The organism is Massilia genomosp. 1 (genome assembly GCF_011682185.1).
GTDB lineage: Bacteria > Pseudomonadota > Gammaproteobacteria > Burkholderiales > Burkholderiaceae_D > Telluria_A > Telluria_A rubra.
In genome coordinates this window covers 16381-38592 of sequence record NZ_WHJF01000017.1, presented here as the reverse complement: position 1 = coordinate 38592, position 22212 = coordinate 16381, and the positions used below count along the sequence as shown (strand labels likewise).

Annotated in this window: 19 protein-coding genes; 8 read left to right on the top strand and 11 right to left on the bottom strand. The window is 63.9% G+C overall.

Going from position 1 to position 22212, the window contains the following annotated elements:
- Positions 1-42: 42 nt before the first annotated feature.
- Together leuA and F1735_RS08840 are read right to left on the bottom strand one after the other, a co-directional pair.
- Positions 43-1728 carry a 2-isopropylmalate synthase gene (gene leuA, locus F1735_RS08845; protein ID WP_167236595.1) on the bottom strand — a complete coding sequence of 562 codons (1686 nt, stop codon included), beginning with the start codon at positions 1726-1728 and terminating at the stop codon, positions 43-45.
- A gap of 385 nt (positions 1729-2113) precedes the next feature.
- Entirely contained in the window at positions 2114-2473 is a 360-nt protein-coding gene (locus F1735_RS08840; RefSeq protein ID WP_167236594.1) for a DUF1428 domain-containing protein, read from the bottom strand.
- 268 nt (positions 2474-2741) lie between these two features.
- Here F1735_RS08840 and F1735_RS08835 point away from each other — a divergent pair, with 268 nt between their 5' ends.
- Entirely contained in the window at positions 2742-3464 is a 723-nt protein-coding gene (locus F1735_RS08835) for a PEP-CTERM sorting domain-containing protein (protein WP_167236593.1), read from the top strand.
- A 35-nt stretch (positions 3465-3499) separates the two neighbouring features.
- Here the strand turns inward: F1735_RS08835 and selD are convergent, their stop codons facing one another.
- Both selD and senB read right to left on the bottom strand, forming a co-directional pair.
- Positions 3500-4558: a selenide, water dikinase SelD gene (gene selD / locus F1735_RS08830; RefSeq protein ID WP_167236592.1), complete on the bottom strand. Its 1059-nt coding sequence runs from the start codon at positions 4556-4558 to the stop codon at positions 3500-3502.
- Positions 4559-4587: 29 nt separating this feature from the next.
- Positions 4588-5547 (bottom strand): selenoneine biosynthesis selenosugar synthase SenB, encoded by a 960-nt coding sequence (gene senB / locus F1735_RS08825; RefSeq protein ID WP_167236591.1) that lies wholly within the window; start codon positions 5545-5547, stop codon positions 4588-4590.
- Between the two features lie 38 nt (positions 5548-5585).
- Between senB and senA the strand changes: the two genes are divergently transcribed.
- Positions 5586-6794, top strand: coding sequence for a selenoneine synthase SenA (gene senA / locus F1735_RS08820; protein WP_229505684.1), 1209 nt, complete (start codon positions 5586-5588; stop codon positions 6792-6794).
- A 79-nt stretch (positions 6795-6873) separates the two neighbouring features.
- On the opposite strand, the gene F1735_RS08815 is transcribed toward senA, so the two are convergent.
- Complete coding sequence (locus F1735_RS08815) at positions 6874-8277, bottom strand: DEAD/DEAH box helicase (protein WP_167236590.1); 1404 nt, start codon at positions 8275-8277, stop codon at positions 6874-6876.
- Between the two features lie 431 nt (positions 8278-8708).
- The gene (locus F1735_RS08810) at positions 8709-10076 is read right to left on the bottom strand and encodes a transglycosylase SLT domain-containing protein (RefSeq protein WP_167236589.1); all 1368 of its coding nucleotides are present in this window, start codon (positions 10074-10076) and stop codon (positions 8709-8711) included.
- Between the two features lie 454 nt (positions 10077-10530).
- Here F1735_RS08810 and F1735_RS08805 point away from each other — a divergent pair, with 454 nt between their 5' ends.
- From F1735_RS08805 to F1735_RS08790, 4 genes are all read left to right on the top strand, one after another.
- Complete coding sequence (locus tag F1735_RS08805) at positions 10531-11100, top strand: DUF1415 domain-containing protein (protein ID WP_167236588.1); 570 nt, start codon at positions 10531-10533, stop codon at positions 11098-11100.
- Positions 11101-11107: 7 nt separating this feature from the next.
- A complete protein-coding gene (locus tag F1735_RS08800) occupies positions 11108-11293 on the top strand; it encodes a DUF1289 domain-containing protein (protein WP_229423505.1) in 186 nt (61 codons plus the stop codon).
- 134 nt (positions 11294-11427) lie between these two features.
- Positions 11428-11808: a response regulator gene (locus F1735_RS08795; RefSeq protein WP_229505683.1), complete on the top strand. Its 381-nt coding sequence runs from the start codon at positions 11428-11430 to the stop codon at positions 11806-11808.
- On the top strand, positions 11809-12966 hold the full coding sequence (locus F1735_RS08790; protein WP_167236585.1) for a sensor histidine kinase: 1158 nt from the start codon (positions 11809-11811) through the stop codon (positions 12964-12966).
- 42 nt (positions 12967-13008) lie between these two features.
- Here F1735_RS08790 and F1735_RS08785 read toward each other — a convergent pair whose 3' ends face one another.
- Both F1735_RS08785 and F1735_RS08780 read right to left on the bottom strand, forming a co-directional pair.
- Positions 13009-13515 (bottom strand): DUF1993 domain-containing protein, encoded by a 507-nt coding sequence (locus F1735_RS08785; RefSeq protein ID WP_167236584.1) that lies wholly within the window; start codon positions 13513-13515, stop codon positions 13009-13011.
- A 173-nt stretch (positions 13516-13688) separates the two neighbouring features.
- On the bottom strand, positions 13689-14150 hold the full coding sequence (locus F1735_RS08780; RefSeq protein ID WP_167236583.1) for a hypothetical protein: 462 nt from the start codon (positions 14148-14150) through the stop codon (positions 13689-13691).
- A gap of 312 nt (positions 14151-14462) precedes the next feature.
- Here F1735_RS08780 and F1735_RS08775 point away from each other — a divergent pair, with 312 nt between their 5' ends.
- Together F1735_RS08775 and F1735_RS08770 are read left to right on the top strand one after the other, a co-directional pair.
- Complete coding sequence (locus F1735_RS08775; RefSeq protein WP_167236582.1) at positions 14463-17597, top strand: bifunctional diguanylate cyclase/phosphodiesterase; 3135 nt, start codon at positions 14463-14465, stop codon at positions 17595-17597.
- 66 nt (positions 17598-17663) lie between these two features.
- Positions 17664-19946: a xanthine dehydrogenase family protein molybdopterin-binding subunit gene (locus F1735_RS08770; protein ID WP_167236581.1), complete on the top strand. Its 2283-nt coding sequence runs from the start codon at positions 17664-17666 to the stop codon at positions 19944-19946.
- Positions 19947-19949: 3 nt separating this feature from the next.
- Here F1735_RS08770 and F1735_RS08765 read toward each other — a convergent pair whose 3' ends face one another.
- The 3 genes from F1735_RS08765 to F1735_RS08755 are packed head-to-tail and all read right to left on the bottom strand — an operon-like array spanning position 19950 to position 22185.
- Positions 19950-20882: a hypothetical protein gene (locus F1735_RS08765; RefSeq protein WP_167236580.1), complete on the bottom strand. Its 933-nt coding sequence runs from the start codon at positions 20880-20882 to the stop codon at positions 19950-19952.
- 57 nt (positions 20883-20939) lie between these two features.
- Positions 20940-21314, bottom strand: coding sequence for a hypothetical protein (locus F1735_RS08760; protein WP_167236579.1), 375 nt, complete (start codon positions 21312-21314; stop codon positions 20940-20942).
- Between the two features lie 13 nt (positions 21315-21327).
- Positions 21328-22185 carry a hypothetical protein gene (locus F1735_RS08755; protein WP_167236578.1) on the bottom strand — a complete coding sequence of 286 codons (858 nt, stop codon included), beginning with the start codon at positions 22183-22185 and terminating at the stop codon, positions 21328-21330.
- Positions 22186-22212 lie beyond the last annotated feature (27 nt).

Below are 22212 nucleotides of genomic sequence, written 5' to 3'. Positions count from 1 at the left end.
CTGGCGCCGTCCCCGCGCCGCCGGGCGGGGACGGCAACGGCTTTACTGCGCTACCGCCAGCTCTTTGTCGGCCCGCACCAACTGCCGGTTCACCGCACTCAACACCGCCTTGAACGAGGCCGTCACAATATTGCTGTCGATCCCCGCGCCGAACATGGTCGGACCATTCTCGAGGCGCAATTCCACATAACAGGCCGCCTTGGCATTCGCGCCCGAACCGATCGCGTGCTCGTGGTAATCCATCAGCTTGATATCGAGCCCCAGCGCATTGACGAACGCATCGATCGGCCCGTTGCCGCCACCCTGCAAACTCAGGCTGGCCTGGCGGTGCGCCAGGGTGATATCGATCTGCACCGGCTCGTCGCTGCTGCTGTCTTCCACCATCTTGTGGGCGCTGTAGGCGTACGGGCTGGTCTGGTCAAAATACTCGCTGCAAAAGATCGCGTGAATTTCCTTGGCCGCAATCTCGCGTCCGCTGGCGTCGGCCACCGCCTGTACCGCCCGGCTGAACTCGATCTGCAAGCGGCGCGGCAAGCTCAAGCCGAATTCCTGTTCCAGCAGATACGCCATCCCGCCCTTGCCAGACTGGCTGTTGACACGAATCACCGCATCGTAGCTGCGCCCCAGGTCGGCCGGGTCGATCGGCAAATACGGCACTTCCCACAGCGTATTTGGCTTTTGCTGGGCAAAGCCTTTTTTGATCGCATCCTGGTGCGAGCCGGAGAACGCCGTAAACACCAGGTCGCCCGCATACGGATGACGCGGATGCACGGGCAACTGGTTGCATTCTTCCACCACCTGACGCACGGCATCGATATCGGAGAAATCGAGCCCCGGATGCACGCCCTGGGTGTACAGATTCATCGCCAAAGTGACGAGGTCGACATTGCCGGTACGCTCGCCGTTGCCGAACAGGCAGCCTTCGACCCGGTCGGCGCCCGCCATGATGGCCAGCTCGGCCGATGCCACCGCCGTCCCCCGGTCGTTGTGCGGATGGACGCTGATGATCAGGCAATCGCGCCGCGCCAGCTTGCGCGACATCCATTCGATCTGGTCCGCGTACACGTTCGGCGTGCTGCATTCCACGGTGGAGGGCAGGTTGACGATCATCTTGTTATGCGGCGTCGGCTGCCAGATATCGCTGACCGCGTCGCAGATGTGCTTGGAGAAATCCAGTTCCGTGGTCGAGAACGATTCCGGCGTGTATTCGAAACCCCAGTCCGTCTGCGGATGCTGCTTGACCAGTTCCTTGACCAGCTTGGTGCCGCTGACGGCGATCCCGGTGATCTGCTCGCGCGTCATGCCGAACACCACCTTGCGGAACACCGGCGCCACCGAGTTGTACAGGTGTACGATGGCACGGCGCGCGCCGACGGCGGAATCGACCGTGCGGCGGATCAGTTCGTCGCGCGACTGGGTCAGCACGATGATGGTCACGTCCTCGGGAATGCGGTCTTCATCGATCAGCTTGCGCACGAAATCGAAGTCGGTCTGGGATGCCGATGGAAAACCGACTTCGATTTCCTTGAGGCCAATCTTGACCAGCATCTCGAAGAAACGCAGCTTTTTCTCCGGGCTCATCGGCTCGATCAGGGCCTGGTTGCCGTCGCGCAGGTCGGTGCTCATCCAGATCGGCGGACGGGTGATGGCCTTATCCGGCCACTGGCGGGCGGACAAATTGACTGGAGGGAAGGCGCGGTATTTCGACGACGGATTCTGCAACATCATGGGGGTACTCCTGTTTGGCGAAAGCGGATAAGGGCCGGGCGGCGGTGTGGCGACAGGCTGCCGGGCGGCCACGGATATACGCTAGGCCAGGCAACCGATCGGTAGCTTTAGCAGTAGAAACTGAATGATGGAGGCGGATGCAAACATGGGTCGTGCTTTCCTGGGGTTTTACAACATCGCCGGCGGGGAGCCGGGCGGCGCACTGCGGGTAAATTACGCGCGTGCAGCTAGTAGCGTCGCTAGCGATAGCGCGCCAGCGAGCAGGGGGAAAGACGACAGGTGCAGGGAGGAAGACATGAGTTCACTGTACGCCAGGCCGCGCCGGCTTGTCAAGCGCTGATGTGCAAGGCCCGCAAACCGCCGCCGTCAGGCCATGCCGCTCAAGCTACAGATCGAGAAACATGTCGAAGCCGCCGTAAATCATGCGCTTGCCGTCGAAGGGCATGTCGCTGCCCTTCATGAAGTCGGCCATGCGCGGGTCTTTCATGACCTTGTCGTTGACTTCATCGCGATGGGCGCGCGATGCGTACACGATCCAGGAAAACACCACGGTCTCGCCCGGCTGCAGATTGACGCTTTGGGGGAAGGAGGTGAGCTTGCCGGGCTTGACGTCATCGGCGATGCATTCGCGGTATTGCAGGGCGCCATGTTCGCGCCAGATGGCGCCGCAGGTCGCTGCCATGGCGCGGTAGCTTTCGAGATTGCTGGTGGGGAGGGGAAGTACGAAACCATCGACATAGGCCATCATGTTCTCCTGTAGCGGTACAAGGTGGGTACGACAATCGATCATACCCGTCCCGCATGCGCAGGGCCGCACCATACTGCAAAAAAATCATTGACCTTGCATAGCGGCTTTTTCAGGCGTGTGATGGGAGGCGTGTTGCTGTTTTGCCGACAAGGACGCCATCGTTGGATTATCTTTATGTTAATTCATTGCGTAAACATTGTAGAATTGCATGTCATTTCAAGACGGCGGAACAGGTGCCGTTTCTAACCAATTTCAAGGGAAATCCATGCGTTTTGTAACTGCAGCAATGGCATTATCGATGGCGTGTTCGCTCGCTTGCGCCGCCACGGCGAATGCCGCCCCGGCCGCGCCCGCTCACAACCTGATCGTTAACGGCGATGCCGAAGCCGGCGCCGGCTCGAGCGACGGCGGTACGGTCACGTTGCCGGGCTGGAATGTCAGCGGCGGCCTGACCTCGGTCAACTATGGCGCCAGCGGCGGTTTCCCGGGGCCGGCCGACGCCGGTCCGCAAAACCGCGGCAAGAACTTTTTCGCTGGCGGCGTCAACACGCCGGCATCGCGTGCGGTCCAGGTGATCGACCTGGGCGGCTACAGCGACGCCATCAACGGCGGCCGGTCGCAATTCGACCTGTCCGGCTGGCTGGGCGGCTACGCGTCGCAAAGCGACAACGCCACCCTGACCGCCGTGTTCCGCGACAAGAGCGGCAACACCTTGTTCAGCCAGAGCCTGGCGCCGGTCGGCGTCGGCGACCGTAGCGGCCTCACCGGACTGGTGTTTCGCGACAGCCATGGCCTGATCCCGGTCGGCACCGCGCTGGTCGATATCGTGCTCGACATGCGCCGCGTCGAAGGCAGCTACAACGATGGCTATGCCGACAAGCTGTCGTTCTCGGTCGCCGCCGTGCCCGAACCAAGCAGCTGGGCCATGCTCGGCGCCGGCCTGGCCATGCTGGGCTTTGCCGCGCGCAAGCGCCGCCCGTCCGCCTGACGCGCCCGGGCTGCCCAGGCTGCGCCCGGGCAGCCTTACGCCGCGACCTGCACGCGTGGCGCGCCCGATGTCATTTCGCCGATCACGGCGGCGCTCTCGAAGCCTTCGCGCGCGAACAGCGCCAAGACCTCGTCCACGCTGCCCGGATCGCACGACACCAGCAAACCGCCCGAGGTTTGCGGGTCGGTCAGCAGATTGTGCTGCGCCGCGCTGATGCTCGGCGAGAGCGTTACGTCCTTGCCGTAGGCATCCCAGTTGCGCCCCGAGGCGCCGGTAAAGTAGCCATCGTGCGCCAGTTGCTCCACCCCTGGCAGCAGGGGAATCTGCGACATGCTCAGTTGCGCCGTCAGTTGCGCGCCGCGCGCCAGTTCCAGCAGGTGGCCCAGCAGGCCAAAGCCGGTGACGTCGGTCAGCGCATGCACGCCTTCCATCTCCGAGAGGGCCTTGCCCGGTTTATTGAGCTTGGTGGTATTGGCGATCATGGCGGCGTAGCCTTCCGGTCCCAGCACGTCTTTCTTGAGCGCCGCCGAGAGCACGCCCACGCCCAGCGGTTTGCCGAGAATGAGCACGTCGCCGGCGCGCGCGTCGGCGTTGCGCTTGACCCTGGACGGATGCACCAGGCCCAGCACCACCAGCCCGTAGATCGGTTCGACCGAGTCGATGGTGTGGCCGCCGGCGATCGGAATGCCCGCTTCGGCGCACATGACCTGGCCGCCGCGAATGATCTCGCCGATGGTCTCGAGCGGCAGTTTATTGATCGGCATGCCGACCAGCGCCAGCGCCATGATCGGCGTGCCGCCCATCGCGTACACGTCGGAAATGGCGTTGGTGGCGGCGATGCGGCCGAAATCGAAGGGGTCGTCGACGATCGGCATGAAGAAGTCCGTGGTGGCGATCAGCGCCTGTTCGTCATTGAGCTTGTAGACGGCGGCGTCGTCGGCGGTCTCGATCCCGACCATCAGTTCCTTCGGCAGCGGGAAGCCGCCCGAGTTTTTCAGGATCTCGGACAGCACGCCCGGCGCGATTTTGCAGCCGCAGCCGCCGCCATGCGAAAACGAGGTGAGTTTGATGGGGGTCTCTGGGGCATTGCTCATGATCGGTGTCCATTTCGGTAAAAGGCGGGTCAGACCAGATTATCCACCAAGTCGAGCACACTGGCGCGCTCGTGGCCTGGCGCGAACAGGCCGGCGCGCGCGTCGCACTGGCGTCGCAGCAGCGCATGGAAGGCGTGGTCGTCGATGCAGCGCTCGATCAGGCGCGCCAGCGCGGGTGCGTCGCCCGGCGCAAAATAGCCCGCATAGTCCTCGCCCAGCATGCCGCGGTTGCCGCTGATATCGCTGGCCAGCACCGGCACCGCACTGGTGACGGCTTCGATGATGACGTTGGCGCCGCCCTCCATGCGCGAGGCGATCACCATCGCGTGGCAGCGCTTGAGGCGCTGGCGCGCCGCGCCGTGCGCCAGGTTGCCCAGCCACTGGTAGCGCGGGTTGGCCGCCGCCGTGGCGCGCGCGGCCTCGCCCAGCGCGGCATCGAGCGCGCCGCCGATGTGCAGCAGACGGGCCGTGGGACTGGTGACCAGGGCGCTGGCGCGCATGAAGGTGAGCGGATCTTTTTCGGTGCGCAGGTGGCCGATCATGCAGATGTCGGCATGGCGCCGTCCGGGCGCGTGGCGGTGCGGCGCCAGCGCTTGGGCGGACTGGTAAATCACGCGCGTCTTCGCATGCAGGGCAGGGGGCAGCAGGGCCAGGCCGGCGCTTTGCAGCAGCACCAGCGCGCTGGCGTGCTGCAGCGATTCCCGGGCCTCGCTGCAGGTGGCGATGTCGCGATACAGGTCGGTCCCGGTCAGCACCAGCACCGAGGGCCGCTGCGGGCAGGCTTGGGTAAAGGCGGCCAGGGCGCCGGCCGAACGGCGCGCGTGCAGGGCGATGAGCAGGTCGGGGGTGGAATCGGATGGCTGCCATCCGGGGGCGATGGCGACCCGGTAGCGCGCGCGCAGGAAGTGCGCCCAGCGGCTGGCGGTCTGCCAGTTGCCGTTGTTTTCCTTCGCCGAGGCGGGACTGACGATCAACAGCTGTTTCTTCACGCAGCGCCGCCTTTGAAAAAGTCGTTACAATCGACGCCATGAACTCATTGACCGCATCGATCACCGGATCCTTCCGCCACGCCAGGCCGCAGCCACTGGCCGAGGCGCTCCAGAGTGCCCGACATTATACGCTTGGCCTGTTCGACTGCTTCGCCGCCATGGGTTACGACAGCCTGGCGCGCGTGCCGCACATCGCCACCATCAATCCGCCGCTGTGGGAGCTCGGTCACACGGCCTGGTTTGCCGAGTGGTTCATCCTGCGCGAAGCGACATCGAGCCACCCGGCCGACGCCGCCCGCCATTCGCTGCTCACGCGCGGCGACGACTGGTTCGATTCGAACACCGTTGCGCACCGTTCGCGCTGGACGCTCGACCTGCCCGGCGCCGGCGCACTCAAGACCTACTGCCACGAAGTGCTCGACCGCACGCTCGACAAGCTCTCGCGCGAGGCTGGCGTCGACGAGGCATTGTATCCTTACCGGCTGGCGCTGGCGCACGAAGACATGCACGGCGAAGCATCCCTGTACACCCTGCAGACGCTGGGCGTGCCGGTGGCGGACCGGCTGCTGCCGGCGCAATTGCTGTCCGGGCCGTCGTCGGAGATCGCCTATCCGGGCGGGACGCTGGTGCAAGGCAGTGCGCAGGAGGGCGGCTTCGTGTTCGACAACGAGCGCCAGGCGCACCCGGTGTACGTGGCGCCGTTTCGTATCGACGCGGGCCTGGTGACGAATGCGCAGTTTGCCGATTTCGTGGCCGATGGCGGCTACCAGAACCGCCAGTACTGGAGCGCGGCCGGCAGTGCGTGGCTGATGCGCCAGGAGCGCTCGTCGCCGCGCTACTGGCAACGCGACGGCGAACAGTGGCGCACGATGCGCTTCGGGCGCCTGTCGACGCTGGCGCCGTCCGAACCGGTGCGCCATGTGTGCCTGTTCGAGGCGCAGGCGTATTGCGCCTGGGCCGGACGGCGTTTGCCGGGCGAAGCGGAGTGGGAGTACGCGGCGCTGTCGGGACAGGCGGGGTTCGGCTGGGGCCAGTTGTGGGAGTGGACCAGCAGCGCGTTCGAGCCGTATCCGGGTTTTGTGGCGGACCGTTACCGCGAGTATTCGGCGCCGTGGTTCATGACGCACCAGGTGCTGCGCGGGGCCTCGTTCGCCACGCCGTCGCGCTTTGCGTCGGCGCGCTTCCGCAATTTTTTCATGCCCGGGCGCGACGATATATTCTGCGGATTCCGCACCTGCGCGTTATAGGCGTTGCCAAGACCATTTGCCGGACGAAAAAAACGGCCGCCGAAGCAGCCGTTCTTGAGTCAGTCGTTACAGCGAACGATTAACGGTCGCCGTACGAGCTGCGGGTGCGCTCGGAGGCTGGACGCGGGTTCGAGCCCTTGTAGCCGCCGCCGGCCGCGCCTTCCTTGCGCGGAGCGCCCGGTTTGCTGAACGTACGCTGGCCTGGCTTGGCGCCGCCGCGGTTGTCGCCTGGTTTCCAGGTGCCTGGACGGGCAGCCGAACGTGGCGCCGATGCGGTTTTCTTCGGCTCGAAGCCTTCGATCACGTTGACCGGAATGAGCTGCTTGGTGAAGCGCTCGATGCGCTTGACGTTCATGCCTTCGGCATGGTTCACCAGCGAGATCGCCAGGCCATTGCGGCCGGCACGGCCGGTACGGCCGATACGGTGCACATAGTCTTCCGGGAACTTCGGCAGATCGTAGTTGAACACGTGGGTGATGTTCGGGACATCGATACCACGGGCGGCAACGTCGGTCGCCACCAGCACGCGAACCTGGCCGCGGCGCAGGCCGTCGAGGGTGCGGTTACGCGCGCCCTGGTGCATGTCGCCATGCAGTGCGGCAGCCGAGAAACCGGCGATGTTCAGGCGGTCGGCGATGGTGTCGGCATCACGCTTGGTGGCGGTGAAAACCACTGCCTGGTCCAGCGTTTCGTCGCGCAGCAGATGGTCGAGCAGGCGGTTCTTGTGCGACAGGTCGTCGACGAAGTGAACGCGCTGCACGATGTTTTCGTGCTTCGAGGCCGAACCGGCGATCTGGATGACCATCGGGTCGGTCGTGATGCGGCGCGCCATGTTGCCAACCATGCCGTCGAGCGTGGCCGAGAACAGCATCGTCTGGCGGTTTGCAGGGGTGGCGGCGATGATCTTTTCGATATCGTCGATGAAACCCATGTCGAGCATGCGGTCAGCTTCGTCCAGCACCAGGATTTCGAGTTCCGAGAAATCGATCTTGCCCGATTCCATGTGGTCGATCAGGCGGCCAGGGGTAGCGACCAGGATTTCCGGGTTGCGTGCCAGCAGTTGCATCTGTTTAGGGTAAGGCATGCCGCCCAGGATCGATACCGCCTTGATACGGCGGATCTGGGTGCCGTATTTTTCGGTTGCGCTGGTCACTTGCAGGGCCAGTTCGCGGGTCGGGGTCAGCACCAGCATTTTAGGCTGTGCAGCTTTGAAACGTGGACGCTCGCCGCGGGCACGCGCATTTTGCGCTTCCTGGGCTGCATTCTTGGACGCCTGCGATTGCTCGGCAACGGCGAATTTGTGAAGTGCTGGCAGCATGAATGCTGCGGTCTTGCCGGAACCGGTCTGCGACGACACCAGCAGGTCGCGGCCGCTGATGGCGGCAGGAACAGCTTGCTCCTGGACTGGGGTCGGAACGGTGTAACCGGCATCGCTTACTGCTTTTACGATAGACGCGTGGAGGCCTAATGCTTCAAAACTCATTATGTTTTTTTCTTTCGGTATAGATCAGCGCCCGAGCACATGCTCCGAGCGCAAAATAGCAACGCCAACCAACACAACGAAATGACTCAGGATGAAAGAAATTTCGGCACAAAAGCTTTGCGCCGGGACGGTGTCAGGTGCGACACACAAGGCGGGAGGGCTTTATTGAGGGTATCCGTGGGATACGCCTAGGCTTGCGAAGCTGCTAGTTTTACTTCTTTGTTACTGCTAAGGGCCATCGCTTCAGTCTGGTTGCGAGAAACGTATTGCAGCGCACAAACAACACTATACAGTAGTTTCACTGTACTTGTATAGGTAAATCCGAATAGTGTGTATGGAAGAACTGGATTTGCTGAAGAAGTCTTGGTAGACAAACCGTCGCCGGCAAAGCGCGACGCGGCGGGTGCGATGGACGCACCCGCCGGAGGAAATCAGCCGCCGCGCCGCTTGTAGCGCGAGGACTCGTTGCTTGCCGACTTGGCGTTGCGTGCCGCCACGCGCGTTTTCAGGGCGGCGACCTTGCCCTTGATGCGTTCCGCATTGGTCTGCTTTTCAGCGCGACCGCCACGGCGACCGGCGCGTTCGGCTTCGAAGGCCATCACCGCATTGTCGACGACGTGCTCGGCGATATCGGTCTGCACCGAGGTCGAGATTTTCGGCACCAGGATCGTGGAGCCGGCCTTCAGGCGGGTTGACGCCGGAATATTGTTGGCCTGGCGAATCACTTCCGGCGTGGTGCCGAAGCGCGAGGCCAGCGAAGCGATGCTGTCCTTGGCGCCGGTAATCTTGTGCGTAGTCCAGGTCGACAGTGAACGGCCCCATTGCGCCAGGTTCAGGTGGAACTTTTCCGCATTTTGCTGCGGCAGCAGAATCTTGGTCTGTTCGCCACCGGTGATGACCGGGCGGTTGAACTGCGGATTGAGCGCCTTGAATTCTTCGACCGACAATTCGGCCAGCTGGGCCGCGATGGTCAGGTCGATGTCGCTGGTCTTGTCGACTGCGGTGAAATACGGCGAATTGTCGATCACCGGCAGCGACACGTGGTACTGGGCCGGGTTGGCGATGATGTTCTTGACCGCCTGCAGCTTCGGCACGTATTCGCGCGTTTCGGCCGGCATGTGCTCGTACAGGCTTTCGTAGTCGGTCGGCTTGCCGAGCGCCTGGTTCTTCTTGATGGCGCGCTGGACATTGCCTTCGCCCCAGTTGTAGGCGGCCAGGGCCAGCGGCCAGTCGCCGAACATGCCGTACAGGCGCTGCAGGTAGCTCAGCGCGGCGTCGGTCGAGGCCAGTACGCCGCGACGCTCGTCCTTGAACATGTCTTGCTTGAGATTGAAATCCTTGCCGGTGCCGGGCACGAACTGCCACATGCCGGCGGCGTTGGCCTTGGAATAGGCTTGCGGATTGAAGGCCGATTCGATAATCGGCAGCAATGCCAGCTCGGTCGGCATGTTGCGCTTCTCGAGTTCCTGGACCACGTGGAACAGGTAACGCGAGGCGCGCGCCGAGGTGCGGGCGATATAGTCGGGACGGGTGCTGTACCACTTGACGTGCTTGGCAACAAGCTCGTTGTCGATATCGGGAATGGCGTAACCGGTGCGGATACGGCCCCAGACATCGGCTTCCCTGTATTCATCGGCCTTGGCGGCGGAGGAGGGCTGAAGCGGGGCTGGTGCTGGCTTGGCAGTCGGGGCGAGCGGCGCGACGTTGGTCGAAACGGTGTCGACCGCGTGGCTGAGCGCAGGCGCGAGCATCAGAACGAGGACTGCAAGTGAAGTGGTATTGCGTGTCGTTTTTTGCATAGCGTTCCATTGTTGGGTCCGAAAACTGCGGGACAGACGAATAGATAAGGTCGGAGTGTACGTACCACTTCTTGTTTGAGTCAAGTCAAATAACTGTGTGCGGGGCAAAAATTTTGATAACACTTCCAACCAATATTGTTGCACAGGAAAAGACCAATTGCCGGGAGTATGCCTTAAAAATGCCAGGATGCTATCAGTGTATGGACGGGATCGCTTCAGATACTCCCAGGGGGTATGCATGATTTTCTCCTATGGCGGACCGGCGCCGGAGAGCGCAGCGCGGGGTCATCGGGACGGGGCGCGGTACGCCCGGGGATAATACCAAAACCGGGGCGCCGCCGGCGCGGGTGGCGGATCGGTCGTCGGGCTCTAAACTACTCGCGCACCCGCTGGCACCTATGAGGTGGCGCAAAGAGTGCGTACAATTTGGGTTTTGCACCATGAAAGCATGACCATGAATACCCCCAATCTGAACGCCGACGATGAGCAGATCATTGCTGCTACCCAACAATGGCTGGAAAAAGCCGTCATCGGGCTCAATCTCTGTCCGTTCGCCAAGGCCGTTCATGTGAAAAAGCAGGTGCGCTACGTCGTCTCCAGCGCCACCACGCCGGAAGTCTTGCTCGAAACCTTGATGAATGAGCTGCAATTGCTGTCCGATACCGATGCGGAAGCCATCGACACCACCTTGCTGATCCATCCGTTCGTGCTGGGCGACTTTCTCGACTACAACGAGTTCCTCGATGTGGCCGATGCCGCGCTGGAAGACATGCAGCTCGACGGCGAACTGCAGGTGGCCAGCTTCCATCCGCAATACCAGTTCGCGGACACCGATATCAACGATATCAGCAACTTTACCAACCGCGCCCCGTACCCGATCCTGCACCTGCTGCGCGAAGACAGCATCGAACGCGCGGTCGAGGCCTTCCCGGAAGCGTCCGGGATTTTCGACAAGAATATTGCAACCATGGAAAAGCTCGGCCATGAGGGTTGGGATGCGCTCGATGTCGGCCCCGCCAAATGAGGGCGGCATGAAGCCACCGGAACGGCCGGACACGCCCTGTGTCGCGGTCTGTTCGACCACGTTCGACGAGATCTGCCGCGGCTGCGGACGCAGCGTGGTGGAAGTGGCGCACTGGGTGTCGATGAGCGACGCCGACAAGGAAGTGGTGTGGGTCCGCATCCTGGCGCAAGGATACCCGCGCCGCAATACCTGATTCGCGCCCGATCAGCCTGGCGATGGTTCGGTAGCGTACGGACGAATGTCACTGAGGAAGCGAAACTCAAGGCGGGTTAATTCTGACTCATTGCCGACGCCTCGGCAGAAATCAAGGCGGTACCGGGAGCAATGATGATATTAATAGTCGACGATGATGTGGGCATGGCCGAAACCTGCTCGATGTTGCTCGAGGCGCATGGGTTCGAGGTCGAGATCGCCGCCAGTGGCGCGCAAGCGCTCTCCAGGATCAGGGCTGGTCGATTCGATCTGGTGATCTCCGATTGCGTCATGCCCGGGATGAGCGGACCGGAGTTAAGCGACAGCCTGAAAGCCGACCCGGCCACAGCGCAGTTGCCGATCCTGCTCATGAGCGGCTCCTTGCGCTGCGATGTGGCCAAAAGCGCCAGTCACGACGCCTTTTTGAGGAAGCCCTTCCTGGCCGAGGCCCTGCTGGCGCACGTGCGCACGCTGCTGGCCGGTGCGCGCGCCGGCGATCTTTGCGCCAGGGTATAAATGCGTTTGTCTCTCTTTATCGTCAGTAATCTTAACGATATTCTCATCGAGTGGGAAGAATTCGCGGCGACGCTGGCGCCGCTCAAGGATGCGGACCGGATCGAACTGCGCGATCATGCGACGGCGGTCTTGAAAGTGATCGTGAAAGACCTGGAAACCGACCAGTCCGAGTCGCAAAGCATTGCCAAGTCCAAGGGCATGGCCCCGCTTGCGCAAGCGGACACGGCCGCCGAAGTGCATGCGACCGCGCGCATGTCGTCCGGCTTGAACAGCGATCAGGTGATGGCGGAGTTCCGCGCGCTCCGGTCGAGCATTCTGCGCCTGTGGGCGCGCAGCGTGCCGATCACGACGGCCGAAGAAATACAGGACATGGTGCGCTTCAACGAAGCGATCGACCAGGCGCAGAGCGAATCGATGGCGCGCTATTCGAAGCTGTTGCGCGACGCCCAGAGCCTGTTCCTGGCCATTCTCGGCCATGATGTACGCTCGCCGCTGGGCGCGGTGAGCATGGGCGCCCAGGTCTTGCTGCATGATCAAACCCTGCCGGCGAAGGTGCTGAAAGTGGGCCTGAGGATCTTTAACAGCGCAAAGCGCGTGGACGAGATCGTGCGCGACCTGCTGGACTTCTCGACCTCGCACCTGGGCGAAGGCATTCCCATCGATCCTTACACGGTCGATCTGGGCCAGATCGGCATGAACGTGGTGGAGGAAGCGAGAACCTTTCATCCGGAACGTCGCATCGGGCTCGTTTGCGAAGGAGACCTGAGCGGCGCCTGGGATGGGCCGCGCCTGGCGCAAGCCTTTTCCAACCTGATCTCGAACGCCCTCCAGCATGGCAAGCCGGAAGGCCCCATTCATATTGCGCTCACGGGCAGCGAGGCCGATGTGGTGTTTGCGGTCACGAATGACGCCGAGACGATTCCGCCGGCCACATTGCGGACCCTGTTCGATCCCGTGAAAAGCTTCGCCATCCGCCCGCCGAGCGAGCGCAGCGCGTCGCGCGTGCAAAACCTGGGCCTGGGCCTGTACGTCGTCAAAGAAATCGTCAAGGCGCACGAGGGCCAGGTTGCGGTCACGTCGAGCGCCGAGGAGGGTGTCACGTTTACCATCAGGCTGCCGCGCCTGACGCCGCGGCGCAGGAATGGCGAGGCGCCATGACCGTGCGGCGGCACGGCGCCCTTGCCCGCCTGACGGCGCGGCTTAAAACGCGCCGATAAAATCCTTCTTGCCCACTTCCACGCCGTTGTGGCGCAGGATCGCGTAGGCGGTCGTGGCGTGGAAATAGAAGTGCGGCAGCGCGTAGTGCGCCAGGTAGACCTGGCCCTTGAAATGCTTGGCGTTGGCGCCGCTGCTGGTGCTGATGTCGCGCTGGGCGCTCGCTTCGATGCCATCCTGCGGCAAGCCGTCGATGAAAGCGAGCGTCTTGGCAATGCGGTCCTTCAGGTCGGCGAAGGTGTGCTCGGTATCGTCATAGCGCGGCACGTCCACCCCGGCCAGGCGGGCGCAGCAGCCCTTGGCGAAATCGGCCGCAACCTGGACCTGGCGCAGGAAAGGGAACATGTCCGGGTACAGGCGCGCCTGCAGCAGGGCCGCCGGTTCGATCTTCTTCTCGGTGGCGTGGGCTTCGGCCTTGTCGATGATGGCCGACAGGCTGGTCAGGATTTGCTTGAAAACGGGCACCGAGGCGTCGTACATGGAAAAAGTCATGGGGAATCCCTGTTAGAAAAGTGCTGCGATGATAGCAAGTTGGCGCGATTCGCGCTGAAGCGCCTGCCGTTTGCCGTCCGTCGTCGTGCCCAGGGCGCCTTCTCCTTCTCCTTCTCCTTCTCCTTCTCCTTCTCCTTCTCCTTGTGCGCGCGGCGCAAACCGCCCTGACGTCCTCAGGCGCTGGTATCGATGCCGAGCGTCCTGCCCTGCTTGCGCCGCATGATGTCCATGGCCGATTCGAGCATCTTGCGCGTTACCTGATCGTTGCGCGAGATGGCGCCTTCGATGCCGCTACCTACCTTCCGGGTAAAGTCGATGCGTTCGCCATCGCCCTCGGCGGGCACCTCCGCGCCCCCGCCGACCGGGATTTTCATGGTCATGGCCATGAACGGGCGGCCCTCGTCGAGCGACATTTGCCCACTGCGGATCTGGCCGTTGGCCCAGTTGCGCATGTCCTGGCGCGTCATGCTGGTAAAGTCGGCTTGCCTCGCGCCGGAGGCTTCCTGCGTGGCTTTAGCGGTCGCCGCCGTCGATAGTGCGGCCTGGAACGGCGTCGTATCGGCAGGTGCCGGCCCGCGCACCGGGACGGTTGTCTGGGTGGAATAGAGCGGGCTGGTAGCAGTATCGATTTTCATGGAGGGCCTCTGGTTTCGTCATAAAGCATCTCTGGATGGTGGATTTTGAACGGATCGGACCAATTCATCATCGATCGTTGCCGCTGCAAGCCTGGAAAAGCATGGTTCTCACCCACGGTGGGATTGTGAACCCGATTGCGCACCCCAGTGCAAGCAATAAGGTCAACTGTTTTCCCCTCCGTCAGTAAAACGCCTCATCCTTCCGTACTGTTGATGACTTGGCGGGTGCTTCCGTGCATAATTCCGTATAGAAAACTTTTATTGTCCAAATTATCATTCCAACATCTTCGCGTATGCTTTCCGACTCGCTGCATGCTTAGCACGGCCTACCAACGTTTCCGTACCAAGCTGGGCAAGCTGTACGGTCTGTCGATCTATGGGGCGCTGATGCTGGTCGTCGTCGGCGGACTGGTCATTCCCGCCATGATCGGCAGCTATGTGCTGATCGCCGTGCAGGAGCGGGCGGCGGCCAAGACGGTGCTGAACGAGTCGCTGCGCCGCAACGCCGACATCCTCGCCCTCGGCATGCAGGAGTCGCTCTGGAACATGAACGCCGAGTCGGCCCAGTCGCTGGTCGAATCGGTGATGCGCGATCCGTCGGTGCTGCATATCCAGGTGATCGGCCAGGCCGACGCCCAGTTCATCAACATCCATTCGGCCCAGCGCCCGGCCGGCCAGATTTACCGCGCCGAACGCGACATCCTGGTGCGCGGCGAGCGCATCGGCGTGGTCGTGGTCGAGATGGACGACGCCCGCAGCCAGCAGGAGTTGCGCGGCAAGCAGTCCAACTACGCTTTCGTGCTGGCGTTCCAGCTGACCATCTCGCTGGTGCTGATCGTACTGTTCCTGAACAAGCGCTTGTTGGTGCCGCTGCGCCAGCTGATGAAGTTTTCCGACCGCCTCTCGCACGGCGACTTCGAAACGCGCCTCGAGCTCGAAGGAAACGATGAACTGGGCCGCCTGGCCAGGCAGATGGAGCAGATGCGGGTCGCCATCAAGCACCTGTTCGAAGATATCGGCCGGCGCGAGGAGCGCTTTCGCACCATCGTCACCCAGGTGCCGGGCGCGGTGTTCCGCGTGCGCCCGGGCGGCTCCATCGATTTCGTCAGCGACGCCATCGAAGACATCTCCGGCTACGCCGCCGCGCTGTTCATGCGCAGCACCACCGACGCCTGGTCGGACCTGATCTGCCCCGAAGACCGGCGCCTGCAAAGCCGCACCGTGCGCGAGGCGATGAGCAGCGGCCGCCCGTACCAGATCGAGTACCGCATCATCGATTCGAGCGGCATCGAGCGCTGGGTGTCCGAGAACGGCCAGCCGCAGGTCGCCGCCCAGATGGCCGATTCGTGGGTCGACGGGATCATCTCCGACATCAGCGAACGCAAACACAACGAGATGCGCATCGAGGCGCTGCTGACCGAGCAAAGCGCGATCCTCGACAACGTCATGTTCGGCGTGATGTTCGTGCGCGAGCGGCGCATCGTGTCGGTCAACCGGCGCTGCGAAGACCTGTTCGGCTACGCCAGCGGCGAGATGACGGGCAAGCTGGCCGACATGATGTATCCGAGCCACGACGAATTCCTGCGCGCGGGCGAACGCCAGTACGCGGCCCTGGCCGAGGGCAAGGACTACAACGAAGAACGCCAGTACAGGAAGGAAGACGGCACCGTGTTCTGGTGCCGCGTGAGCGGCTGCGCGCTCGACCCGGCGCGCCCCAACGGCGGCAGCATCTGGGTGTATGCCGACGTCACGGAGCGGCGCGAGGCCGAAGAGAAGTTGCGCCTGTCGGCCACCGTGCTCGAACATATCGCCGACGCCGTGATGGTGATCGACGTCGAGCTGGAAATCGTCGCCGTCAACCCGGCCTTTACCCAGATCACGGGCTTTACCGACATCGAAGCGGTGGGCAAGAATGTGCGCCTGACCCGCTCGGGCACCGAAGCGCAGGCCGTGTACGAGCAGATGTGGACCGAACTGGGCGAGCACGGCTTCTGGCGCGGCGAGCGCTGGGACACGCGCAAGAATGGCGAAACCTATATGCAGTCGCTCACCGTGTCGGCGGTGCGCGACAATCACGGCGTCACCACCCACTACGTGGCGGTGTTCAGCGACATCACCAAGGCCAAGCAATCGCAGGAGCAGCTCGATCACATGGCGCACCATGATTCGCTCACCGCGCTGCCCAACCGCCTGCTGTTCCACGACCGCCTGCACCACGCCTTGCAGCGCGCCGCGCGCGACGGCCAGCAACTGGCGGTGCTGTTCATCGATCTCGATCGCTTCAAGAACGTCAACGACACGCTCGGCCACCACGTCGGCGACGAGCTGCTCAAGCAGGTCGCGGCGGCCCTGCAGGGCAAGCTGCGCGAAGGCGACACGCTGGCGCGCCTGGGCGGCGACGAATTCATCGTCCTGCTCGAAAACGTGGCCGGCCAGGTCGGCGCCGGCCTGGTGGCCGAAAAACTGATGGCCATGTTCGAGCAGCCTTTCATCATTTCCGATTACGAGTTGTTCGTCACCGGCAGCGTCGGCATCAGCGTGTTCCCGGACGATGCGGCCGACCTGACCATGTTGATCCGCAATGCCGACGTGGCCATGTACCAGGCCAAGGCGCGCGGGCGCAACGGCTACCAGTTCTATGCGCCGTCGATGACCGGCGAAGGGGTCGAGCGCTTGCGCCTGGAAGCGATGCTGCGCCGCTCGATCGACAAGAACGAGATCTTCCTGAACTACCAGCCGCAGGTCGAAATCGACAGCGGCCGCCTGATCGGGGTCGAGGCGCTGGTGCGCTGGCACAATCCGGAGCTGGGCAACGTGACGCCGGTGCGCTTCATTCCGCTGGCCGAGGACACGGGCTTCATCAACCAGCTGGGCAAGTGGGTGCTGGAAGAAGCCTGCCGCCAGATGATCCGTTGGGAGCGCGCCGGCCTGCACGTGCCGAAGATCGCGGTCAACCTGTCGGTCAAGCAGTTCGAGCGCGGCAGCATCGTCAACATGGTGGCCGACATCCTCCAGGAGACCGGTCTGGCGCCGCAGCGCCTGCAGCTGGAAGTGACCGAGTCGGTGATCATGAATACCGGCGACGCGCTGGTGTTCATCAACGACCTGCATTCGATCGGCGTGGGCCTGGCGATCGACGATTTCGGCACCGGTTACTCGTCGCTGGCCTACCTCAAGCAGTTGCCGGTGCAGACCCTGAAAATCGACCGCAGCTTCATCAAGGATATTTCGACCGATGTCAACGACGAGGCGATCGCGATCGCCATCATCCAGCTTGGCAAGAGCATGAATTTGTCGGTCATCGCGGAAGGCGTCGAGACCGAGGAGCAGGCCGCGTTTTTGCTGCGCCACGGTTGCAACCAGGCGCAGGGCTACCTGTACAGCCGCCCGGAATTGCCCGAGTCGATCCTGGCGCGCTGGCATGCGCCCGCGCGCCTGCCCTCGTAAGCAGGCACGCCCGCGGCGCCACCCGCATGCTACAGTGCGACTCCCCACGCACGCCATGAGAATCGAATGAGCCAGAGCACACCGAAGAGCAAGACCCGTCGCCGTTTTCTGCTGGGCGGCCTGGCCGCCGGCGGCGCGCTGGTGGTGGGCTGGGGCGTGCAGCCGCCGCGCCAGCGCCTGCACGGCGCGCGGCCATTGGCGCTGGCCGGCGGCGCCGTGGCCCTGAACGGCTGGGTGGCGATCGCGCCCGACGGAACGGTCTCGGTGGTGGTGCCGCGCTGCGAGATGGGGCAGGGCGTCAACACCGCGCTGCCGATGCTGCTGGCCGAGGAACTCGACGTGCCGCTGGCGCAGGTGCGCATCACCCAGGCGCCGATCGATAAAATCTTCAGCAACCTGGAAGTGCTGCGCGAGACGCTGCCGTTCCATCCCGACGACCGTGGCAGCGTCAAGGAAGGCGCGCAGTGGATGCTCGCCAAAGTGGCGCGCGAGATGGGCATCATGATGACGGGCGGCTCGAGCAGCATCAAGGATGCCTGGCTGCCGATGCGCGAAGCCGGCGCCGTGGCGCGCGCCATGCTCATTGCCGCCGCTGCGCAGGAGTGGGGCGTGCCGGCCGCGCAGTGCAAGGGCACGGCCGGTTTCGTGGTCCATTCGAGCGGCAAGCGCGCTTCGTACGGCAGCCTGGCCGCCAAAGCGGCGGCGGCGGGCCTGGATATCGGCGCGCACGACGTGCGCCTCAAGGAGCCGGGCGAATTCACCCTGATCGGCACTCCGCAGGCGCGCCGCGATTCGCCAGCCAAGGTCAATGGCAGCGCCCTGTTCGGGATCGATGCGCGTGTGCCGGGCATGCTGTATGCGGCGCTGACGATGTCGCCGGTGGTCGGCGGCAAGGTCGCCTCGTTCGACGCCGCCGCGGCCAAGGCGATGCCGGGCGTGGTGGCGGTGGTCGGCCTGGCGCCTCCGGCCAGCCACAAGACCGGCGCCGGCGCCGGCGTGGCGGTGATCGCCGACTCTTACTGGCGCGCGCGCCAGGCGCTCGGCGCGCTGGCCGTCAAGTGGGACGAGGGCGTCAACGCCAGCCTGTCGAGCGCCGATATTTTCAGGCAGTTGGCCGGCGCGCTCGATACCGAAGCGGGCTTCACCTACTTTGAGAGTGGCGACGTGGCCGCGGCCAAGGGGGCGCTCAAGACCATCCGCGCCGAATACCGGGCGCCGTTCCTGGCGCATGCGACGATGGAGCCGATCAACTGCACCGCGCAGGTCGCGGGCGGCAAGGTCAGGCTGTGGGCCTCGACCCAGGTGCCGAGCATGTGCGTCGACATGGCCGCCAAGGTGGCCGGCGTGGAGCGCGCCGACGTGTCGGTCGATGTGCTGCTGCTGGGCGGCGGCTTCGGGCGCCGGCTGGAAGTGGACATGGTGGGGCAGGCGGTGGCGCTGGCCATGGCGGCCGGCGGCAAGCCGGTGCAGCTGATCTGGTCGCGCGAGGACGACATGACGCACGATGTGTATCGTCCGGCCGCGCTGGCGCGCTTTACCGGCAGCGTGGATGCGCAGGGCCGCATCGTCAGCTACGACAACAAGTCGGCCAGCGGCTCGATCGGCCACCAGTATTTCCCGCGCAACCTGGGCCTGCCGGGCGTCGGTCCGGACAAGACCACGGCCGAAGGCGAGTACGACATGCAGTACGAGATCGATCACCAGCGCGTGGTACACGTGATCGTCGACAGTGCCGTGCCGCTCGGGTACTGGCGTTCGGTCGGGCACTCGCACAATGCCTTTTTCAAGGAAAGCTTCATCGACGAACTGGCGCATGCGGCCGGGCAGGATGGGGCGCCGTTCCGGCGCGCGCTGCTGGCGCGCCATCCGCGTCACCTGGCGGTGCTCGACGCGGCGCTGGCCAAGGCCGGCGTAGCGCCCGCGGGACGCGCGCACGGCGTGGCGCTGCATCAGTCGTTCGGCAGCATCGTGGCGCAGGTGGCCGAGGTGTCGGTGACGGACAAGCAGATCCGCGTGCATCGCGTGGTGTGCGCCATCGATTGCGGGCTGGCGGTCAATCCGAACATCATCGCGCAGCAGATGGAGTCGGCGGTGGTGTTCGGCCTGTCAGCCGCGCTGGGAGGCGAGATCACCCTGAAAAACGGACGGATCGAGCAGGGCAATTTTGGCGATTATCCGGTGCTGCGGATCGACAGCGCGCCCGAGGTCGAGACGGTGATCATCAAGAGCGCCGAGCCGCCCGAGGGCGTCGGCGAGCCCGGCACGCCGCCGGTGGCGCCGGCGGTGGCCAACGCGCTGTTCAAACTGACCGGGCAGCGCTTGCGCAGCTTGCCGCTGCGCCTGGCCTGAGGGCTATTTTTTTCCGAGGGTTTTCATCAGTTCCGGCACCATCACCGGCATGATGGTTTCCTGCAAGTAGGTGTTCATCCGTGCCTGCATTGCGGCCTCGGCCTTCTTGGCCTTGATCAGCTGGGCGCGGCGCGCCGGTTTCTTGTTGTCGTCGATGACGGCGGTCATGTCCGCCTCGCTCAGGTCGCTGGCGAGCATGCGCGCTTTCAGGGCGACGATGTCGTCGAACGTGACCTGCTCCTTGAACAGCTTGGCGATGCGCTTCATTTCGGGTTCCATGCCGCTGCTGCCGCCTTCACCCATGACCATGTTCACGTTTTGTATCATGCGCGCTTCCATGCTTGCCGTCATCGCGGCGAATTCCTCGCGCGCGCCAGGCATCTCGCTCAACAAGGTGCGCGCCATGGCTTCCTTCGGGCTCGCTGGCGGCGCCGGCGGCACGGGCGCCGGCGCCTTGGCGCCGGCCTTTTGCGCGCTCAGCGTTTGAATGCGCTGTTCAAGATGCTTGCCCACCGCCGGCAGCTGCTTGATGATGGCCGGCGTCATTTTGTTGGTGATGATCTGGCCGACCGGGCTTTGCGCATGCACGATCAGGCCCTGCACGTCGGCTTCGTCGAGCTCCTTCTGGTAACTCTCGATGGCGATCGGTTCGAGCGCGGACCATTTGACGTACTTGCGGATCACCTTGTTGGTCTGGTCGTACAAGGCCTTCTTTTTGGCCTTTTCCTTCGGCTTGGTTTCTTCCTTCCATTCCTTGGCCTGCATCGCCGAGATGGTCTCGACCACGTTGTCGGTCAGGCTGGAAGCCTTGGAAACCTCGAAATACTTGCGCACGGTTTCCTTGGTGGCGGGGGCGGCGTGGGCTTGCGCCATGGACATGGTGAAGACGAGTGCGGTGGCGGCGTAGCGCCCGGCGTTCATGAGGGATGCGCGCATGGTGGCTTTCTGTGGTGTGGTTGATAGGAGATATGACGGGGTGCGTGCGCACGTCGGCTACAAGCTCGGCAGGCGCTGCTGCAGCGCCGGGAGCAGCTTGCAATAATGTAATTGCCCGGCCGGCGTCCTGGCGTGGCGCTCAAGGCCACCACCTCGCTCTCGCTCAGGTGCATTCCGTGGCTGGCGATGGCAATCGCTGTTGGCTTTGAGCGCCGCCTGCACTGCCGGACTCGCTTCATTGCGCGCCTGTTCTTCCAGCATTGACGTGATCAACTCGGTTTCCATGCGCATCCGCTGTTCCAGGCCGGTTGCCGTGAAGTGGTCGGGCAGGCTGGCCTCGGTCGCCGGGGCCGCGTGGGCCTGCGCCACGATCAAGGTGGCCAGGCAGAGCTGCGCGAGCAGGCGCAGCGTGTGGGTGAACCGGTATGGCATGGTCTTGCTCCGTTTACATGCTGTTCATCAGGCGCTGCTGGAATTTCCGCTCGGCTTTGCGCAGCTTGCGCAGTTGCTCGCCGCGCTGCGGATGCCGGTTGTCGTCGATCAGCAGGGCAATTTCATCGGCGTTCAAGACGCCGCCCAGCAGGCGCGCCTTGAACAGGGTGACGTTGTCGAACGAGAGTTGTGCTTTCATGTCGGCCAGGGTGCGCGCCAGAAGCGCCTCGCCGGCGGCGTCGTCACCGGCGTCGATCGACAAGCCCATGAGCTCTTCCAGCGCCGCCATGTCGTCCTCGAACGCTTCTTTTTCGCCCGGTACGCCGCGCAGATAGGTCAGCAACAGGGCCTGCTCCGGCGCCGCCGGCGGCGGCGCGGCTGCGGGCGCCGCCGGCGCCGGATTGCCGGCGATGTGGGCAAACGTGGTCAGCAAGTACTTCTGGACGGCCGGTAACTGCCTGATCATGGCCGGGTTCAGCTTGCGGTAACGCACTTGTCCGGCCGGGGTGCGGGCATGCGCAATCAAGGCCTTGACTTCATCCTCGCTCAGCTGCGCCTGGTAGCTGGCAATGGCGAGCGGCTCGACCTTGCTCCAGACCATGCGCGTGCGCATGCGCGCGTTGAAGTCGTCCAGCACGCCTTTTTGAGCGGCCTTTCTCAAGGGGTCGCTTTCGGCCTGCCATTCGTCTTCCTGGGCTTGCGCGAGCGCTTGCATGGACGCACTCATCTGCTGCGCCGTGCCGGCGGCCTCGAAATAGGCGCGCAGGCTGGCCTTGCTGGCCGGGTCCGCCTGCGCGACCTGGGTCAGCACCGCAGTGGCCAGGCAGGCTTGCGCCAGCAGGCGCCAGATGCCAGCTACACGGGTGCGCATCGGGTTCCGCTGAGCGCCCGGGCAACG

Coding starts and splice junctions, on each gene's coding strand:
- F1735_RS08760 (WP_167236579.1), bottom strand. CDS start 21,314: ATGCCATACCGGTTCACCCACACGCTGCGCCTGCTCGCGCAGCTCTGC.
- F1735_RS08755 (WP_167236578.1), bottom strand. CDS start 22,185: ATGCGCACCCGTGTAGCTGGCATCTGGCGCCTGCTGGCGCAAGCCTGC.
- F1735_RS08810 (WP_167236589.1), bottom strand. CDS start 10,076: ATGCAAAAAACGACACGCAATACCACTTCACTTGCAGTCCTCGTTCTG.
- F1735_RS08790 (WP_167236585.1), top strand. CDS start 11,809: ATGCGTTTGTCTCTCTTTATCGTCAGTAATCTTAACGATATTCTCATC.
- F1735_RS08795 (WP_229505683.1), top strand. CDS start 11,428: ATGATATTAATAGTCGACGATGATGTGGGCATGGCCGAAACCTGCTCG.
- F1735_RS08840 (WP_167236594.1), bottom strand. CDS start 2,473: ATGGCCTATGTCGATGGTTTCGTACTTCCCCTCCCCACCAGCAATCTC.
- F1735_RS08800 (WP_229423505.1), top strand. CDS start 11,108: ATGAAGCCACCGGAACGGCCGGACACGCCCTGTGTCGCGGTCTGTTCG.
- senA (WP_229505684.1), top strand. CDS start 5,586: ATGAACTCATTGACCGCATCGATCACCGGATCCTTCCGCCACGCCAGG.
- F1735_RS08765 (WP_167236580.1), bottom strand. CDS start 20,882: ATGCGCGCATCCCTCATGAACGCCGGGCGCTACGCCGCCACCGCACTC.
- F1735_RS08805 (WP_167236588.1), top strand. CDS start 10,531: ATGAATACCCCCAATCTGAACGCCGACGATGAGCAGATCATTGCTGCT.
- leuA (WP_167236595.1), bottom strand. CDS start 1,728: ATGATGTTGCAGAATCCGTCGTCGAAATACCGCGCCTTCCCTCCAGTC.
- F1735_RS08835 (WP_167236593.1), top strand. CDS start 2,742: ATGCGTTTTGTAACTGCAGCAATGGCATTATCGATGGCGTGTTCGCTC.
- F1735_RS08785 (WP_167236584.1), bottom strand. CDS start 13,515: ATGACTTTTTCCATGTACGACGCCTCGGTGCCCGTTTTCAAGCAAATC.
- F1735_RS08775 (WP_167236582.1), top strand. CDS start 14,463: ATGCTTAGCACGGCCTACCAACGTTTCCGTACCAAGCTGGGCAAGCTG.
- F1735_RS08815 (WP_167236590.1), bottom strand. CDS start 8,277: ATGAGTTTTGAAGCATTAGGCCTCCACGCGTCTATCGTAAAAGCAGTA.
- F1735_RS08770 (WP_167236581.1), top strand. CDS start 17,664: ATGAGCCAGAGCACACCGAAGAGCAAGACCCGTCGCCGTTTTCTGCTG.
- F1735_RS08780 (WP_167236583.1), bottom strand. CDS start 14,150: ATGAAAATCGATACTGCTACCAGCCCGCTCTATTCCACCCAGACAACC.
- selD (WP_167236592.1), bottom strand. CDS start 4,558: ATGAGCAATGCCCCAGAGACCCCCATCAAACTCACCTCGTTTTCGCAT.